Source organism: Paenibacillus sp. NPDC058177 (assembly GCF_042883835.1).
GTDB classification, from domain to species: Bacteria; Bacillota; Bacilli; order Paenibacillales; family Paenibacillaceae; genus Paenibacillus_AQ; species Paenibacillus_AQ agri.
Genome location: NZ_JBHVVB010000001.1, coordinates 592,023 through 610,648 on the forward strand (window position 1 = coordinate 592,023; position 18,626 = coordinate 610,648).

Below are 18,626 nucleotides of genomic sequence, written 5' to 3' on the forward strand. Positions count from 1 at the left end.
CGTTCATTTAAGTTTTATCACACAACAAAAGGGGATGAGAATATGAAGAAATGGTTGGTTACGGCGGTTACACTCAGTATGGTTACTGTTCTAGCGGCAGGCTGTGGAGGCAGTAACGGAGCTTCTGAGAAAGGGGATACCGGAAAGGGCGATGCCGGAGGCAACGGTAAGAAAACAGAGCTTACCTTCTGGGGAGACTGGGGCGGTGAAGGCCAGAAGCAATTCGAGACAATGGTCGATGCCTTTAATAAATCTCAGGATAAAATTCATGTTAAATATGTGCTGCAGCAGGATATGATCACGAAATTCCTGACCGCAGCCACTAATGGCGGTGCACCGGATGTGCTGTTCTGGGATCGCTGGCGGACTTCCCTGTATGCGCCCAAAAATGTCCTTCATCCTGTGGATGAGTATCTGGCACGTGACGGCATATCCAAAGATGATTTTTACAGTGAATCTCTGAAAGAGCTTACCAACGACGGAAAATTGTACGGCCTGCCGCTCACAGTAGATGCTCGCGCTCTTTTCTACAATAAAAAGCTGCTGGCGGAAGCCGGACTTCAGCCGCCGACGACATGGGATGAACTGGAAGCTGCTGCAACGAAGCTGACCAAATGGAAGGGTGACAAGCTGGAAGTAGCCGGTTTCTCCATGGGCGATCTTGGATTGTTCAATATGTATCTGCAACAGGCGGGCGGCCAGATGCTGACTGAAGATGGTAAGACAAACTTTAATAATGACAAAGGCAAGCAGGTGCTGGAGTTCTGGGACCGCCTGATGAACAAAGATAAAGTGTACAAAGTCGGCTTCGAATTGGGACTTGGCGAAGGTCAGGATGCTTTTGTCACAGGAAAGGTTGCTATGCTGTATTCCGGTCCTTGGATGCTAAGCACCTACAATAAATACGGCAAAGACCTGGATTATGGCATCGTACCTCCACCAGCAGGACCAAGTGGCGATAAGGGCAGTGTTATGGGCGGATTTGGCCTCGTGATCCCTGAAGGCTCCAAGCACCAGGATGAGGCATGGGAGTTCATTAAATGGTGGACAGCAAATAAGGATAACGCACTGCTGTGGGCAAAAACCAGTCTGAATTTGCCGGGCTTCAAGCCATCCCTGGAAGATCCGTTCTTCAAGGATGATCCGCAGTGGAAGCCATTTATGGATACGCTGGAATTCGCGAAAATTCGTCCTACTCACCCTGGCTACTCGGTTATGGAGACAGATGCGCTCTCACCGAACCTCCAGCTCAATCAGCAGAACAAGCAGAGTATTGAAGATACGTTGAAGAAAGCTCAGGAACAGGGCGACAAAATGCTCAAAGACAACGAGGTTGTGAAGTAAAACGAAGGAAAGTAATATGGCAAATTACTGAATGGAATATAGAGGGGGAACCCAAGTGACATCCGTCAGAAGGATTGAAAGGCATCAGGCGAGAACGGCATATTTGTTTATTACGCCTACAGTGCTGCTGTTTGTGGTATTTACGGTCATCCCCGTTGTCATGGCCTTATATTTAAGCTTTACGAACTACGATGTGCTCAGCCGGAACGATTGGATCGGATTCGATAACTACCGGCGGCTGGCCGAGGATGATCTGTTGTGGAAAACCTTTCGGAACGTGTTTCTGTATGCGGTAGTATTCGTTCCATTAAATATCCTGATATCGGTGCTGCTCGCCGTTCTGCTCAGCCGGGCGTGGCGCGGGGTTAAGCTGTTCCGTACACTTAACTATCTGCCGACGCTAACCTCTGCCGTAGCCGCGGCTACGGTATGGATCTGGCTGCTGCATCCCGAATTCGGAGCGGTGAACGGGCTGCTCTCTTATGTAGGGATTACAGGCCCGGCCTGGCTGTCGGAGACCCGCACGGCGATGCTGTCCATTATCATGCTTACGCTATGGCAGTCGGTAGGATCGAATATGATCATTTATCTGGCCGGCTTGCAGGGGGTTCCCGATTATCTCTATGAATCAGCGCGGCTCGACGGGGCGAACAAGTTCGATTGCTTCCGGTACATCACGTGGCCGCAGCTTCGGCCGACAACCTTTCTGGTCAGCACGATGTCAATCATCGGTGCGCTCCAGCTGTTCGACCAGGCTTTCGTACTTACACAGGGCGGTCCGGCTAACATGACCAAGACACCTGTCTATTTAATCTATCAGCAGGGCTTCAATCAGCTTCAAATGGGCTATGCGTCCGCGCAGGCATTTGTACTAGCGATGGCGATTCTCATCTTTTCGCTGATCAATATGCGGATATCGAAGGCGGAAGACCCGATCGTATAGACACATGCCAAGCAGAAGGGGGCTCAAAGGAATGGATACTAGCAGCAATTCCGCGCTGAAGCGGGGTTTAGGCAAAACATTTTATTATATCTTATGCATCGCTATCGCGCTTGTCATGTTCCTGCCATTTTACTGGAGCGTGCTGACATCGTTAAAGCCGGATGAAGAAATCTTCGCGATGCCAATCAAATGGTTTCCGTCACATCTGACATTCGAGCATTACCGCAAAGCGTTCACGACTGTACCGTTCGGCCTGTATTTCTGGAACTCATTGGTGCTGGCGGTATCGGGTGTACTGGCGAACCTGTTCTTCGGATCAATTAGCGGCTATGCCTTTGCGAAGCTGAAGTTCAAGCTGAACAAGCCGATTTTTCGTGTCCTGCTTGCAGCCATGATGATTCCGGGCATCGTCACCATGATTCCGACCGTCTATGTGATGCGCCATATCCCGCTTATGGGCGGCAATGATATTTTTGGCAGCGGGGGTATGGGGCTGATGAATTCCTTCTGGGGCATTATTTTGCCGGGTGCATCAGGGACCTTCGCGGTATTCTTTATGCGGCAGTTCTTCCTGACCCTTCCGAGCGACATGATGGAGATGGCCCGGATTGAGGGCTGCGGGGAATTTATGATCTTCTGGCGCATCTATCTGCCGCTGACGAAGCCAGCGCTGGCTACCCTGAGCATCTTTACCTTTCAGGCAGGCTGGAATAGCTTCCTGTGGCCGATGATTGTGCTGAATGATCCTGATAAAGCGACCATCCAGATGGGTCTACAAGCGTTCTCTTATAATTTCCAGACGGATTACGGACCGATGATGGCCGGAGCGCTCGTGGCAATTTTACCGATACTCGTGCTGTTCCTGGCGTTGCAGCGTTATTTTGTGCAGGGAATTGCCTTCAGTGGTATTAAGGGTTAACAGTTCTTAACCAACTTCAACTCAGGGAGATGATGGAATGGCAAAATTCGGCAAGAAAGCATCAGCGATCGTCAGTGGAATTCTGGCGGCTGTGCTTCTGATTTCGCCCTTTGGGGGAGAACGACATGCGGCTGCGTTTACCGCAGCGAATGCCGACATGGCAATGAACAGTTTTGTCAGTACCTTTTATGATCCTGTAGCAAAGTATTTCTATACCAACAGCGACCACCTGATTCATTCAGAGCATGCTCATGGACCTGACGGTGGGCTGTATACCGACTTCTGGTGGGAGGCCCAGCTGTGGGAGACGGTGATGGATGCGTATGAACGGACCGGCAGCAGCACTTACCGCGCTATGATCGATGATATTTATGCGGGCTTCAACGCCAAGTACCCGGATATGATGGCCAATGATTTTAATGATGATCTTGGCTGGTGGGCGCTCGCCTGTATGCGGGCTTATGAACTGACGGGCACCGCTGAATATCGCAACCGTGCGTCATACCTGTTCGACCAGATCTGGAGCGATTGGGACAGCACGTATGGCGGCGGTATCTGGTGGAAGCGGGACGGTACTTCGCCGCAAAAGAATATGGCAACCAATGCGCCGATGGTTATGACAGCTATCAAGCTGAAGAATGCTACGGGCAACAACGACTATCTGACAAAAGCGCAGAGTATCTACAGCTGGATTCAGAGCAGACTGGTCTCCGGCAGCAAAATCAATGACCACGTCGAAGGCTCTGGCTCAGGAACGGTGGTAGATTGGGACTTTAGCTATAATTACGGCACGTATCTCGGTGCGGCACTGGCCCTGAATCAGGCCACGGGGAATGCTTCCTATCTCACGGATGCGAATACTGCCGCAGCTTATGTCATTGATAAAATGACCCTCTCCTATACGCTTATGTATGAGGGAGAGAATGATTCACCTGGTTTCCGCATGGTGTTCGCCCGCAACTTGAACCAACTGCGAAAGGCGACAGGGAACGCTGCTTACTTAAATTTTTTGCAGCAGAATGCGACCCAGGCCTTTAACCATCGGCGGGCCTCTGACGGCATTATTGACAGCGACTGGACAGCACCTGCCAGAAGCGGTTATATCCAGTCCATCGCTGCCGCCGCAGGTGCTTCGATCCTGCAACTGGTTCCGGCAGACAATTACACCGGACCCATTGCGGGGAATGGTACCTACGAGGCCGAGAACGCCCGCCGTTACGGTGTTAATAACGAATCCTCGCAGCCAGGCTTTTCAGGGCGGGGCTATACAGCAGGCTGGAACACCGATAATACGAAAATTGTATTTCACGTCAATCAGAACAGTGCCAGTACACGGACCATTAGCTTTCGTTATGCCGCCGCGGCTGGGAATGCCGGAAGGTACGTTAAAGTGAACGGTACGGTGGTCAGCAATAATTTGATTTTTAACGGTACCAGCAGTTGGTCCGCCTGGAACACGGTGACGCTAAATGTTCCGCTGAATGCAGGCTACAACTCTATTGAGCTTGGATTTGATAGTACCAAGGGCAACAGCAATTATCTGAATGTAGACAAAATGACGGGACTTTAAGCTGCTCTGCCAGATCGGCGGGAAGGCTTGGGAAGAACCGGGAGACCAGGGAGAGAAGCATATGAACCAACTGAAGCTTAAGCTGTGGGATGAACGGGCGGACCAGGCGCAGGAAGCGCTGGATACGCGATTCTGGAATGATGAAATCGGGATGTACAACATTGAGACACCTTGCCCGAATGGGGAATGCAACACGATTTTTCACTACTGGTGGATGGCCCATGCTGTAGATGTACTTGTGGATGGACTGCTGCGTACCGGTGACACCCGCTATGCCGATCGATTAGCCGCTCTGCATCAAGGGCTGCTGAAGCGCAATGGCGGTGTGTGGCCTAATGAGTTATATGATGATATGGAATGGATGGCTTTGGCTTGGTTACGTGCCTATCAGGCTACGGGTCAAGAGACTTATAAAGAAACAGTGTTTATCCTCTGGGAGGATATTCTCACTGGTTGGAATGAGCATATGGACGGCGGTATTGCCTGGCAGAAATCGCAGCTGGATTACAAGAATACGCCTGCTAATGCACCGGCAGTGATTCTTGCGGCACGTCTGTATCAAACATTCGGCGATGCCGAAGCCTTGAACTGGGCCGAGCGGATCTATGCGTGGCTAAAAGGGCATCTGGTCGATGCAGATACAGGCTTCGTCTGGGATGGCATGAACCGTGCCGGAGACGGCGGCATCGACAAGGACTGGAAGTTCACCTACAACCAAGGGGTGTACATCGGCGCAGCCGTAGAGCTGTACCGGATAACGCGCGAAGCTGGTTATCTGGAGGATGCCCGCCGCACCTTCCAGGCGGCGGTGACGGAGCTGGCCGATGCCGGGCATGGCGGCCTGCCGGATGAGGGCGGCGGGGATGCCGGGCTGTTCAAAGGCATCCTGGTCCGCTATACGGCCGAGCTGTGCAAGGCCGATCCGGGGTCAGGCGTGGCTGCGGATTTCCTCCGCGCCAATGGCGATTTGCTCTGGTCGCGCGGGAAATCCGGCGACGGAGCGCTGTTCGGCACAGACTGGAACAGTGCGGGTGGCGAGATCATCCAGTTAAGCTCCCAGCTCAGCGGAATCAAGCTGCTGGAGATGTTGGCTGAGTTGGAGGGCGTGCGGAGCTAATTGGACAATAGATGTTATTTTATAGAGTATGACTCAATAGAATGTGAGCTAACAATGTGAAGGAAATGATATATCAACAGTCTAACGATAAACTAATAGCGAACATTGAACAACGAACTAACAACAAGCTAATCGGGTTAACCGTGGGTACGGTATTACGAGAAGATGAGGTGCAGCTAATGCCAGACTCTTTACATGCAGTGGACGCGGATGGTTGGAAGGAACGGGCGGAGTGGTACCAGCAGCAACTGCTTCATAACTATTACAACGCAGAGACCGGAATTATGAACCAATGGTACCCGCAAGAGAATAGCCCAGCTGATGAAAACTTTTATTATTGGTGGCAGGCCCATGTTATAGATGTGCTGGTAGACGGGCTGGAACGAACCGGCAGCCAAGGGTATGCGGACCAAATTCGTGAATTGAGCCGGAGTCTTCGTGCGTATAACGGTGGCACCTTCTCGCATAATTACTATGACGATATGGAGTGGACGGCGCTTGCACTGCTGCGGGCTTACAAGGTGACAGGGGAAGAAGAATATAAGCTTACGGTGCTGGAACTGTGGGAGGACATCAAAACCGCGTGGAATGATCATTTTGGCGGCGGGATGGCCTGGAAGAAGGATCAGAGGGACTATAAGAATACTCCGGCGAATGCCCCGGCAGCTATTCTGGCAGCCCGTCTATATAGCCTATTTCAGGATGAAGAGGATTTGAACTGGGCGGAGCGCATCTATGAATGGAACAAAACCCATTTGGTAGACCCGGCTTCCGGCTTTGTCTGGGATGGAATTAACAGGCAGGGTGATGGAGAAATTGATTACGACTGGGAATTCACCTATTGTCAGGGGGTGTTCCTGGGCGCTGCACTTGAGCTGTATCTTAACACGGGTAACACTAAATATGCAGCGGACGCGCGCCGTACTTCAGAAGCTTGTATCGAGCGGCTTTGTGATGCGGATACACGGATGCTGCCTGATGAGGGCATAGATGACACGGGGTTGTTCAAAGGGATTCTAATCCGTTATTGGGTACAGTTGTACCGTCAACTTCCGGAGCAGGAGCAGGTAGGTGAGATCATTCTCAGAAATGCCGGGCGGCTGTGGGAGTCTGGTCTGAACAAACAACTGGGCTTATGCAGTCCGTCATGGGAAAAAGCACCGGAACTGCCGGTTCAGTTGAGCGTTCAGCTCAGTGGACTGATGCTGCTGGAAGCAGCAGCGGTAGTACAGGAGAAATGCGGGTGACAAGAAAAATGAAGCAACAGAGGCATGGGGTATTACTTAAACATTCATTAGCGTTCTGAATGAAGGTCAAGGCTGTTAATTGATGTTCAGACAGTTAGAGAATCATTCACTGCTGTCAAATGATAAAAAATCGACAGGTGTCCCGTAAGCCATTAATGGCTATGGGGCGCCTTTTTTTGAATTGTGGATCTGTGTGAGCACTGAGATTCTTCTTAGATATGCTCTTAGGCGTTGTTAAGTTTTGCTCAAAGCTGCGTTTGAGTTATACTTAGTTGATATGCGAAGCAAACTATGCTCAGGCAAAGAGAGGTGGCTGTTCTTAAAACCACTTCATTCCCCACGCTTCAACATGAAATAAAGCATCGCCGAGTTCTTTCCCTTTCTCGGTCAACGTATATTCTGTGCGGACAGGCCGTTCTGGAATGACGTGGCGCTTTAGAATATCGTATTCTTCAAGCTCCTTCAGTCGTTCATTCAGCATGCGTTTGCTGAGGACGGGAATAATGGCGTTCAGCTCGTTGAACCGTTTCGGTCCTTCCATGAGTACATGGACGATCAGGTTCACCCATTTTTTCCCGATGATATGGTAAGCACTTTCGACTTTGGCATGTAATGGCTTGGGAGGTTCTTTCATAATTAGGCTTCATCCTTTTTTGTGGTTATCATTAATATCTTTCTTACTATAACACAGTATAGTGAAATGAATAACTTCTGTAAATGTCGAAATGATGTTGACGAATGGACATTATCGTCGTATGATGTGTGATATAAAAGTTAAGAAGTAATTAATAGTAACCTCATAAATATATATTAACAACAGGAGGAATTAAAGTGGAATCATCAACTTTTGTGCTATTTGGCGCTACCGGAGATTTGGCAAAACGGAAAATTTATCCCGCTTTATATAACCTGTTCTTAGATGGTAAAATATCGACACCTTTATCTGTAATCGGACTCGGCAGACGGGAACTGTCGAATGAAGCGTTTCAGGCGCAGGTGCTGAATTCCCTTCAAACCTTCTCCAGAAAACCGGCGGAAGATTCCGAAAAATTGCGGACTTTCATCCAGGCGTTTGAATATACGGTGCTGGACGTGGGTCGTCCGGAAGACTATGTGAAGCTGCTGGGACATGTCAAGGCTAGAGAAGAAGATCTGGGGATTCCTGAGAACCGAATGTTCTACCTGTCTGTCGGTCCTGAATTCTTCGGTGAAATTGCAGCCAACATCAATTCCAGCGGTCTTGGTTCCACGAAAGGCTGGAAGCGCCTGGTGATTGAGAAACCGTTCGGTACGGATCTGGCGTCGGCGAGAGTGCTGAATGAGAGCCTTTCGGCTGCGTTCAAAGAAGAAGAAATCTTCCGTATTGACCACTTCCTGGGCAAGCCAATGGTGCAGAATCTGGAAGTGCTCAAATATTCCAATCCAGTGCTTAGAGCGCTTTGGAAAAACCGTTATATCGCCAATGTGCAAATTACAGCGAGCGAAACAGTTGGGGTAGAGGAACGTGCTGGTTACTACGACAAGTCCGGCGCGCTGCGGGATATGTTCCAGAATCATATGCTCCAGTTGTTGATGATGACAGCCATGCAGCTTCCTAAAGGCAGCACACCAGAAGATGTCAGCAACAAGAAGCGGTATGTAATGGAATCGCTCCGCCCGTTGATAAAAGACGATCTTACACGTGATGTCGTGCTGGGACAATATGCAGCCGGAGAAATTAAGGGCAATCCAGTGCCAGGCTATTTGGACGAACCGGGAATCGACTCCAGCTCGCGGAACGAGACCTACATTGCTGCCCGCCTTTGGATTGAAGATCCGATGTGGAATGAAGTTCCGATCTATATTCGGACCGGGAAGCGGATGAAAGAGAAGTCCACGCGAATTGTCATTGAATTCAAAGAACCACTTAATGATTATAACAATCTGAATAAAGGGAACACTGACCCTAACCTGCTGATTATTGATATCAGTCCGAATGAAGCGATTACTCTGCAGCTCAACACTAAAGATCCGCTTCGTACCGGCAAGCTGGAACCTGTCCGCATCAATTATCAGCTCGGTAACCCGGAAATTCCGGAATCTTACGAGAACCTCATCTATGATGCCCTGCGCGGCGACTCGACCTTCTTTGCACATTGGGATGAAGTTGAGCTGTCCTGGCAATGGGTTCAGCCGATCCAAGAAGCGATGGAAGCAGGAGTTCTTCCGTTGCACAGCTATGCTGCTGGCTCTCACGGTCCTGCTGCGGCAGCTGAACTTCTTGGCGATGACCACTGGTGGCTGGACGAGAATGAGGAACCGGAGGCTCAAGAGATTCAATCCGTACCGGCAGGTGTTCTGTAATTTCTAAATGCATCCAGGGGCCTCGGCCTCTGGATATTCTTTTTCTATACACCTTTAAAAGGAAGTATTTGGACCATACATGATCATACACAGGAGGGAATTTAGATGAAAGTAGGATTAATTGGACTTGGAAAAATGGGCTTTAACCTTGGACTGAATCTGCTGGAACACGGACATGAGGTGGCAGCATTTGACCTGAATACACCAGCTGTGGAAGAGATGATCAAGAACGGTGCGGAAGGTGCAGCAAGTCTGGCAGAACTTGTGGGGAAATTAGAGCAGCCGCGCATTCTCTGGATCATGGTTCCCCATCCGGTCGTGGACAATGTGATCGCTGAGCTGACTCCGCTCTTATCACAAGGTGATATCATCATTGAAGCAGGAAACTCTCATTACAAGCAGTCCATTAGCCGTTATGAGGCCCTGCGCCAACATGGCATTAGCTTCATGGATGCCGGTACTTCGGGCGGGATGGAAGGTGCGCGGAACGGCGCCTGTTACATGATTGGTGGTGATCCTGAAGCTTGGGCGATTGTCGAGCCGCTGTTCCGGGATACTTCCGTGGAGAACGGATATCTCTATGCGGGTAAATCCGGCAGCGGGCATTTCCTGAAGATGGTGCATAACGGGATTGAATACGGGATGATGGCTGCCATCGGGGAAGGCTTCGAGGTTCTGGAGAAAAGCGGGTATGATTTCAACTTCGAACAGGTGGCCCGGGTATGGAACAATGGCTCCGTCATCCGTTCCTGGCTGATGGAGCTGGTGGAACGAGCCTTTTCCAAGGATGCTAAGCTGGAAGAGATTAAAGGTGTGATGCATTCCTCCGGTGAAGGCCGGTGGACGCTGGAAACTGCCTTTGATCTTCAGGCGGCTACGCCGGTTATCGCCATGTCGCTGCTGATGCGCTACCGTTCGCTGGAGACCGATACCTTTACCGGTAAAGTAGTTGCGGCACTGCGCAATGAGTTCGGTGGTCATGCCGTGGAATCCCAGGATAAATAAACTGGCGATTCCTCTAACGGGTATCTTTGTCCACAATCCGCGGATGCTTTTCATTTCAGCCGCCCTTTCAGGAATAATGACGACCTTACTCCATGTAAAATCCAAGTGTGCGTTGGGTTGTAATGTTCTGTTCACTTTCAGTACAAATTAGGCCGATATACTAAAGTGATAATTGTCAGGGAAAACAACTGGATGAGGTGTGGTACAGCGTGACAACAATTTTGGTGGCGGATGATGAAGCGCATATTCGGGAGCTGGTTAGCCTTTTTCTGAAGGATGAGGGTATGGAAATTGTAGAGGCAAGCAATGGCGCGGACGCCTGGAGCTATTATGAGAAACATGATGTTGATCTCGTAATTATAGATATTATGATGCCCGGTATGGACGGATGGGAATTGTGCAGACGGATTCGTGAGGCCGGAGACAGACCGGTCCTGATGATCACAGCTAAAGGCGAGCCTGCCGACAAAATCAAGGGCTTTCGCCTTGGCACCGACGACTATCTCGTTAAGCCATTTGATCCGATGGAGATGGTCATGCGGGTCAAGGCGCTGCTGAAGCGATACGGCATTTCCACATCCCATACCATTAAGCTGGGAGGCGTTACGTTAGACAAGAGAGGTTATCATGTTCTGCATGACGATACCGGTCAATTGACTACGTTGCCGCTTAAGGAATTTGAGGTACTGTGGAAGCTGGCAAGTTACCCTGGTCAAATCTTCACACGCGATATGCTAATCCGCCAGATTTGGGGCTATGAGTATTTTGGCGATGAACGAACCGTAGATACACATATTAAACGGCTGCGGGACCGGTTCCAGCCACACAGCGGTGATTTCCGGATTGTTACACTTCGAGGAGTAGGTTACCGGCTGGAGGTTCTGCATGATTAAGTCGCTGTATGTACGTGTGGTCCTGACCTTTCTGGGGGCTGTTATCCTTAGTATTTTCACGGCATCGCTGTTGATAAATCACATATATATAGGACAAATCAAGAAGGCACTACAGGATCACATGATATCCAGCGGAAAAATGATGATCAAGGCTTACGAGCAGGCTGAGGGAGGAGATCTGGATTACCTGATGACAGGGGTATCCTCCCTCCCAGGCTATGCTGTACATATGTACGATAGCAAGGGGAAGTTGCTGTATGTGAGCAGTGAAGTTCAACAAAGGCAGTTGGAGCTGGAAGCAGCCCATGTATCGGAGGTCCTGCACGGGGGCGTTTTTCGCAGTGGTATAAATAAAGGTGAGGGTGGAATGACAGTTGGTCTTCCATTGACTGTGAATGGCTCTCCCGGCGCATTGTTCATCACACCGGAGGTCAATGAACTGGTGAGCATGATCGGCGGTTTCCTGAAAACCCAACTGCTCTTTATTCTGGGCTTCGGCAGTTTGTTCATTCTGATCGCTGCCAGGTACATCGTTCAGCCGCTACGGCGGTTGACCCGTGCGACCCGAAGAATGGCCAAAGGCGATTTCAGCGTCAGTCTCAGCACCAAGCGTGGTGATGAAATCGGCCAACTGACTCAGAGCTTTAATGTGATGGCGAAGGAACTGGGAACGCTGGAGGAAAGCCGCAAGCGGTTCGTCTCGGATGTATCCCATGAAATTCAATCTCCGCTGACATCGATTAAGGGGTTCACACAGGCGCTTAAATACAAGCAGCTTGATGAACAAACACGCATGCGGCTGCTCGATATCATTGAGGCAGAGAGCGACCGTCTGTCCAGGCTGAGTGGTGATTTACTGCAGCTATCGACGCTGGAATACGAGCATATGCAGCTGTCCCCAGGGAAATTCTCACTGGATGAGCAGCTTCGTCAAGTGGTGATTGCTCTGGAACCTCAGTGGTCCACCAAGGAGATGACAGTCAATCTGGATGTACTTCCTGTAACTATCGAAGCGGATGAAGACCGGTTGAGTCAAATATGGAGTAATTTGTTAAGCAATAGCATCAAGCATACGAACAACGGTGGAACTATTGACATTAAAGTATCTTTAAGTGGAGAACAGGTATTGGTGGAGATTGCTGACACCGGATCAGGAATTCCTGAGGAGGAACTCCATCATATTTTTAAACCTTTCTATAAAGTGGATAAATCCAGAGAACGAAAAGTTGGCGGCAGCGGCCTCGGGTTATCCATCGTCAAGCGAATTGTCGACCTGCATAAGGGTCAGATTGAAGTCGCCAGCACTCCGGGAAAAGGAACGACTGTCTCTGTTCAACTCCCCCAATTCTACTACAAGCCCGAATTGTAATCCTCAGTTCACATTGAGGACAAATTCGGGCTTTATACTGTGGTCAGATAGAGGAGGAGAAGAGGAATGAACTTTTTGAGTAAAATCAGTTTAAAAAATTCAGTGGCTGTGCTGATCTTGTTTGCCCTTATTATGGGCTATGGCGTATATTCAGCGACACAGATCAAGCAACAGACTTTCCCAGATATCGAATTCCCTGCGGTATTTATCCAGGCAATTAATCCTGGGGCATCCACAGAGGAAATGGAGACAGGAGTTACAAAGCCAATTGAGGACAGCCTGAAGAACTTTGCCGGGTATGATTCCTTAACCAGTACTTCTACAGAGAATGCGTCCAGCATCTCGATCCAGTTTCCATTCGGTTCCGATATGGACAAATTGTCTACAGATATTGAGGCCTCGGTGGCAAAATTGAAGCTTCCGGAGAATGCTAAGGTAAGTGTGCAGCGCCTTTCGGCTGGTGCTATGCCAATCTACCAGGCGGCAATTTTTTCTACAGGCAAAGACTCTGGAGAATTAACCAGAAAGCTAGAGGACGATGTCGTTCCCGCCTTGCAGAAGCTTGAAGGGGTCAGCTCGGTGACACTGAAGGGAGCAGCCTCGGACCAACTGCAAATTGTCGTCGACAAGGAGAAGGCTTCCAGACTGGGGATCTCGCTGAGTTCTATCCAGACAGCCCTTCAGGGCTTAAATTATGCTTTGCCGCTAGGAAATGTAAACGAGGGTGAAACCACAATTCCGATCCGGCTCTCAGGCTCGGCGACTACCCTGCAGCAAATCAAGGATTTGCCGCTCGGCCCAGCCGGCGGAGTAGGCGGGGGCGTCGCAGCTGCGCCTGGTTCTTCTGGCGGAGCTGGGCAACAAACGAGAGGCGCCGCCGGAGGTGCTCAGGTGGCCACGCCGCCTCCTGCGATCAAACTCTCCGATATTGCAACAGTAACCAGTTCTGCGCAAGTCGATGAAATTACACGTTACAACGGGGAACCGAGCTTTGTATTGGAAGTGGTCAAGACCCAGGATGCTAATACAGCTGATGTAGGGGATGCGGTTCAAAGCTTGCTGGATTCCTACAAGAACGATCATATAGAAGCTCATGTGATTTCGAACCAGGGAGAGGAAATCAAGGAATCGGTTAATTCATTGATTAGAGAAGGATTGTATGGGGCTTTATTCTGTATCATCATTATCTTCCTGTTCCTGCGTAATGTAAGGGCAACACTAATCTCCATTCTGTCACTGCCAATCTCTATTTTCGCCACAATCGCAGTGATGAACCAAATGGGATATACCCTGAATATTATGACGCTGGGTGGGATTGCCGTATCCATCGGCCGTATCGTCGATGATAGTATAGTGGTCATTGAGAATATTTATAGATGGCGTCAAGAGAAAGGTACTTCACTTAAGAGCAAGGACTTGACCTACCGGGCGACCAAGGAAGTAATCAGTCCAGTACTGTCCTCGACGATTGCCACAGTCGTAGTATTTGCACCGCTTGGTTTCGTCAATGGCGTGATTGGTGAGTTCTTCCGCCCGTTTTCTCTCGCTGTCGTAATCTCTATTGTGGCGAGTCTTCTGGTCGCCGTGATGCTTATTCCAGTGCTAGGTGCTTCTTTCTTCAAAAAGGTAAAACCCCATAAGAGCGAAAGCAGACTTACGGGCGTATACGAGCGACTGATTAATGCTGCACTGAAACGCAAATGGCTGGTTATGATACTATCACTGGTACTCCTTGCTGGCTCGCTGAGCTCTATTCCATTGCTGGGGGTTGCGTTCCTGCCGGCAGATTCCGTGCCAACGGCTTCCATTCAGCTGACGCTTCCAGCCGGAAGTGGCACAGAGCAGGGCGATCAGGTCAGCAAAAAAGTAGAGAGCTATGTCAAAGATCTTAACGGAGTGACGAATTACCAGGTCGCTGTTGGCGGCTCAGCAGATAATCCGATGCGATCCTCAGGCAGTACGGCTAACCGGGCAACAGTGACAGCACAGTTTACGAAGGATATTGACATGGAAGCTGTCATTGACAAAGCCAAGGCTGACCTGCCGGCGCTAGTAGAGAATGTCATTCCCGGTACGACAGTGACAGTCAAGGCAGGCGAGCAGCAGGGTCTGCCTAGCGGTAACAATATTGATGTCAGCCTCTATTCAGACAATATGGATGATTTGTCCAAGGCCTCTAAGCAAATAGAAGACCTGATGGGGCAAAACAGCAATCTCAAGGATGTTACGAACAATATGAACGAGGTTACTCCGAAATGGGAGCTTACCCTTAATCAACAAGGAATAGATGAGAAAGTCAGTCCTTATGTGCTCATGCAGGCAGTATCAGAGCAACTCAAGCCTGTCCATGCAGGGAGTTATACACTGGACAATAAGGAACAGACAGTTACACTGTCCTATCGTCAGCAGATTACCTCACTGGAGGAATTGAAGAGCATACCAGTACCTACGGCAGGCGGAATTCGTACTTTAGGCGATGTAGCTGATATCTCTGTCCGCGATGCTTTGGTTACTGTCAATCATAACGATGGCAAAACCTATGCCAAAGTTTCAGGGACCGTCAAAGGAGACAACACTTCAGTCGTCACCCGTGAGGTGCAGAAGGATATTTCAGCCCTGTCCCTGCCTGATGGTGTTGAAGTCAGCTATGGCGGCGGTATGGCGATGATGCAGGAGGGCTTTACGAATCTTGGGATTGCAATGGCGGCAGCGGTTGGACTTGTATTTCTGGTCATGAGCATCACCTTCGGCGGCGTAGTTACTCCGCTGATTATCCTGTCCTCCCTGATCTTCATTCCGGTCGGTTCTCTGGGGGCATTGCTGGTTACAGGGCAGGCCTTGTCCATGAGCGGAATGATAGGCATGCTGATGCTGGTCGGTATTGTTGTGACGAATGCAGTCGTTCTGCTTGACCGTGTGGAGAAGAATCGTAAGAGTGGCCAGCCGATCACGGAAGCCATTGTCGAGGCTTGCAAAACACGGCTTAGACCGATCCTGATGACCGCACTGGCGACAATGCTGGCCCTGTTGCCGCTGGCATTGTCCGGTTCCTCCACGAGTCTGATCTCTGGCGGCCTGGCAGTGACAGTGATCGGCGGTTTGTTCACTTCAACCTTGCTTACGCTGATTGTGGTTCCGGTCCTCTACGAGATTGTGTGGAAGAAGCGGAAGGTCAGAGAAGTTGAGAATTTTTAACCGAAATTAACCAAAAGATATGTTATCTAGCCAAAGGGTAATACTTAATAAAAAGATGCATAGAGAGGAGGCGGCATATGTTAAGAGGACTCAAAGAGCGATTGTTGTTTCTGTATAAGTTCCTGCAGGCCCCTTTATCGACAGGGAATATTGTTCCCAGTTCGCGCAGGTTGGCGCAAGCGCTGCTTGAGCCCATTCCTTGGGAGCAGGTAAACTCTCTGGCAGAGCTTGGAGCAGGCACAGGCGCGGTTACCCGGCATCTGCCGTCGGCACAGCAGCCTATGCAAGTTCTTTTGTTCGAGAAAGATCCGGAACTCCGCCGCCGATTGAAACTGCGGTTTCCTGACTACCGATTTTATCCGGACAGCTCCCGGCTGCGGCTGGCGTTGCATAACGGTAAGCTGGAGAAGCTGGATTGCATTGTGAGCGGTCTTCCGTTCTGGAGTATGGGCAGCGAGAAGCGGATGCAATTGCTGTCACAAATTTCCGCTTCCCTGAAGGATGAGGGGATGTTCGTGGTCTTCAGTTATTATTTTAAGCAGATACAAAAAGACCTGAAGCCATTCTTCGACATCCAGAGATCGATGTTCGTTCCGCTGAATTTCCCACCGGCGGTAGTCTATGTCTGCCGTAAAAAGGCGAATGCAGACAGCGAAAAAAAAGTCCCGTGGCTTTCAGTGGTTGCTGCCAAGGACTCCCGGGTGCTGCTTGAAAGATGACTGTTAGTTGAATAGAAGACTAAGTAGAGTGCAATGTCAGAGAAGGGCCGTATCCCGCAGGGGAGACGGCCCTTCTTTTAAATACTAATACAGCAGTTCGATATTATCTCTGGATAGACGTTCCAGCCATACTTCCGATGGTCTGCGGTCTGTGATCAGATAGTCGATGTTACTTAACTCGATGAGCTTCGAGAAGGCGGTTTTGTCAAATTTGGTGTGATCCGCAAGCAAAACAACTTTGTCGGCCTGGCGCAGCATGTATTTCTTCAGCTCGCATTCCGGTTCGTTAGAGTCGGTAACACCTTTGTCAAGATCGATGGCTTTGCAGCTGATTACAGCTGTATCCACATTGTAGCGCTGGATGGTGTCGTGAGCGACCGGACCGACCAGTGAGAGGGAGCGATAACGTAGTGATCCTCCGGTGGAGATAATATTCATTCCCGAATTAGCGAAATCATGCAGAATATTAACCGAATTCGTAATGATGGTCAGATTGCTTTTCGTCTCGAGGAGTTTCAGAAATTCAAAGGCGGTAGAACTGGGATCTACCATCAGCGTGTCGCCGTCGTTAATAAGATCGAGTGCCTTCAGAGCGATGCTTCGCTTGATTTCTGTGTTCAGGGCATTCCGGGTGACAAAAGGCAAATCTTCATTCGTATGACGGTTCAGCATCGCGCCCCCATAAGTGCGGCTCACGATACCGTCTTTCTCCAACTTCTCCAGATCCCTGCGGATTGTCTCTTCCGTGACCTCAAACATTCGGCTTAAATCCGAGACCAGGACACGCTTGTCCTGATGGACGAGATCAATGATTTTTTTGCGTCGTTCGGCTGCCAGCATAATAATCACCTTTTCAACAGTATAGTTATTTATGATAGGGGGATATTCTGTGTTTTGCAACAAACGAAGAAGAATAACATGCTAATTACGGCATGAATTGCCTGAAAATCACTTAAAACAAATATAAACAACACAATTAATATTTAATTTGTTGACAATGAAGAATCGTGCACATACGATTAAATCATTAAAGGACGAAGAAGGAGAGAAACAAGCGATGAGCACATCTATGATTAGAAATAACGGATATATTGCTAGTGCCGAAGCTCCATTTATCAATGAAATGACAGAGATTACCCATCATATGTGGAAGCTCGGCTGGGATGAGCTGAACGGCGGGAATATCAGCTACCTGCTGGATGAAGAAGAAGTTGGAAAATATATCAATATCGTCGAGCCCTTGCGCACCATTCCGCTGACCTTTCCGGTACAGGAGCTGGCAGGTCGTTATTTTATCGTGACCGGCTCGGGGAAATTCTTCCGAAATGTAATCAAGGACCCGGAAGCCTGTCTTGGCGTATTGCGTGTAAGTACGGATGGCAACAGTGTCGAAATTCTATGGGGGCTGCGGGATGAGGCTATGCCGACCAGTGAATTGGCCTCGCATTTCATGAGCCATATCGAAAGGTTAAAGGTCGACCCGAGTCACCGTGTCGTCCTTCACACCCATGCGACGAATGTGATTGCCATGACTTTCACTCATGATCTGGATGAACGTAAATTCACTAAGACTTTATGGGAAATGTGTACCGAATGTATTGTTGTGTTCCCTGACGGTGTGAGTGTTATTCCTTGGATGGTACCAGGCAGCAGCGAAATCGGACGTGAAACGGCGAAGAAAATGAAGGATCACCGCGTTGTCATCTGGCCGCACCATGGCATATTCGGCACAGGATCAACAATGGATACGGCCTTTGGATTGATTGAAACGGTTGAAAAAGCCGCAGCGGTGTACAACCTCATCGGTGGCAGGGAAATCAGGCAGAGAATTACCGATCAGCAGCTGGCTGATCTTGCCAAAGCTTTCGGCCAAGTGCCGAAACCAGGGATTCTGAACGTTTAGAATCGAAGACAGATCTTCCCGTTCCAATAGAATGAAACCAGGACTTTTACGATAAAATA

At 49.5% G+C, this 18,626-nt stretch carries 15 protein-coding genes; 13 read left to right on the forward strand and 2 right to left on the reverse strand.

What is annotated here, in order from left to right; all coding sequences use genetic code 11:
- Positions 1-42 precede the first annotated feature (42 nt).
- The 6 genes from ACFVU8_RS02725 to ACFVU8_RS02750 all read left to right on the forward strand — a co-directional run bounded on the left by ACFVU8_RS02725 (position 43) and on the right by ACFVU8_RS02750 (position 7,140).
- Entirely contained in the window at positions 43-1,344 is a 1,302-nt protein-coding gene (locus tag ACFVU8_RS02725; RefSeq protein ID WP_387425759.1) for an ABC transporter substrate-binding protein, read from the forward strand.
- A gap of 55 nt (positions 1,345-1,399) precedes the next feature.
- Positions 1,400-2,287, forward strand: coding sequence for a carbohydrate ABC transporter permease (locus tag ACFVU8_RS02730; protein WP_376767034.1), 888 nt, complete (start codon positions 1,400-1,402; stop codon positions 2,285-2,287).
- A 31-nt stretch (positions 2,288-2,318) separates the two neighbouring features.
- Positions 2,319-3,206, forward strand: coding sequence for a carbohydrate ABC transporter permease (locus ACFVU8_RS02735; RefSeq protein WP_379464306.1), 888 nt, complete (start codon positions 2,319-2,321; stop codon positions 3,204-3,206).
- Positions 3,207-3,243: 37 nt separating this feature from the next.
- Positions 3,244-4,776 (forward strand): glycoside hydrolase family 76 protein, encoded by a 1,533-nt coding sequence (locus ACFVU8_RS02740; RefSeq protein WP_387425760.1) that lies wholly within the window; start codon positions 3,244-3,246, stop codon positions 4,774-4,776.
- 61 nt (positions 4,777-4,837) lie between these two features.
- The gene (locus ACFVU8_RS02745; RefSeq protein WP_387425761.1) at positions 4,838-5,893 is read left to right on the forward strand and encodes a glycoside hydrolase family 76 protein; all 1,056 of its coding nucleotides are present in this window, start codon (positions 4,838-4,840) and stop codon (positions 5,891-5,893) included.
- A 65-nt stretch (positions 5,894-5,958) separates the two neighbouring features.
- Entirely contained in the window at positions 5,959-7,140 is a 1,182-nt protein-coding gene (locus ACFVU8_RS02750) for a glycoside hydrolase family 76 protein (RefSeq protein WP_387427177.1), read from the forward strand.
- Positions 7,141-7,459: 319 nt separating this feature from the next.
- Here the strand turns inward: ACFVU8_RS02750 and ACFVU8_RS02755 are convergent, their stop codons facing one another.
- On the reverse strand, positions 7,460-7,774 hold the full coding sequence (locus tag ACFVU8_RS02755; protein ID WP_379464303.1) for a winged helix-turn-helix transcriptional regulator: 315 nt from the start codon (positions 7,772-7,774) through the stop codon (positions 7,460-7,462).
- Between the two features lie 197 nt (positions 7,775-7,971).
- Here ACFVU8_RS02755 and zwf point away from each other — a divergent pair, with 197 nt between their 5' ends.
- The 6 genes from zwf (at position 7,972) to ACFVU8_RS02785 (ending at position 16,664) form a co-directional block, all read left to right on the forward strand.
- The gene (gene zwf / locus ACFVU8_RS02760) at positions 7,972-9,483 is read left to right on the forward strand and encodes a glucose-6-phosphate dehydrogenase (protein WP_175371851.1); all 1,512 of its coding nucleotides are present in this window, start codon (positions 7,972-7,974) and stop codon (positions 9,481-9,483) included.
- Between the two features lie 105 nt (positions 9,484-9,588).
- Complete coding sequence (gene gnd / locus ACFVU8_RS02765; protein ID WP_379464302.1) at positions 9,589-10,488, forward strand: phosphogluconate dehydrogenase (NAD(+)-dependent, decarboxylating); 900 nt, start codon at positions 9,589-9,591, stop codon at positions 10,486-10,488.
- Between the two features lie 209 nt (positions 10,489-10,697).
- Positions 10,698-11,381 (forward strand): response regulator transcription factor, encoded by a 684-nt coding sequence (locus tag ACFVU8_RS02770; RefSeq protein ID WP_387425762.1) that lies wholly within the window; start codon positions 10,698-10,700, stop codon positions 11,379-11,381.
- Positions 11,374-12,750: a HAMP domain-containing sensor histidine kinase gene (locus tag ACFVU8_RS02775; protein ID WP_387425763.1), complete on the forward strand. Its 1,377-nt coding sequence runs from the start codon at positions 11,374-11,376 to the stop codon at positions 12,748-12,750. Before ACFVU8_RS02770 ends, ACFVU8_RS02775 begins: the two co-directional genes overlap by 8 nt.
- Before the next feature lie 66 nt (positions 12,751-12,816).
- Complete coding sequence (locus ACFVU8_RS02780) at positions 12,817-15,945, forward strand: efflux RND transporter permease subunit (RefSeq protein WP_387425764.1); 3,129 nt, start codon at positions 12,817-12,819, stop codon at positions 15,943-15,945.
- A 77-nt stretch (positions 15,946-16,022) separates the two neighbouring features.
- Positions 16,023-16,664: a class I SAM-dependent methyltransferase gene (locus tag ACFVU8_RS02785; RefSeq protein WP_379464298.1), complete on the forward strand. Its 642-nt coding sequence runs from the start codon at positions 16,023-16,025 to the stop codon at positions 16,662-16,664.
- 84 nt (positions 16,665-16,748) lie between these two features.
- Here ACFVU8_RS02785 and ACFVU8_RS02790 read toward each other — a convergent pair whose 3' ends face one another.
- Positions 16,749-17,504, reverse strand: a complete 756-nt coding sequence (locus tag ACFVU8_RS02790; protein ID WP_387425765.1) for a DeoR/GlpR family DNA-binding transcription regulator — start codon at positions 17,502-17,504, stop codon at positions 16,749-16,751.
- Positions 17,505-17,721: 217 nt separating this feature from the next.
- Here ACFVU8_RS02790 and rhaD point away from each other — a divergent pair, with 217 nt between their 5' ends.
- Complete coding sequence (rhaD, locus tag ACFVU8_RS02795; protein ID WP_379464297.1) at positions 17,722-18,567, forward strand: rhamnulose-1-phosphate aldolase; 846 nt, start codon at positions 17,722-17,724, stop codon at positions 18,565-18,567.
- The last annotated feature ends 59 nt before the right edge of the window (positions 18,568-18,626 follow it).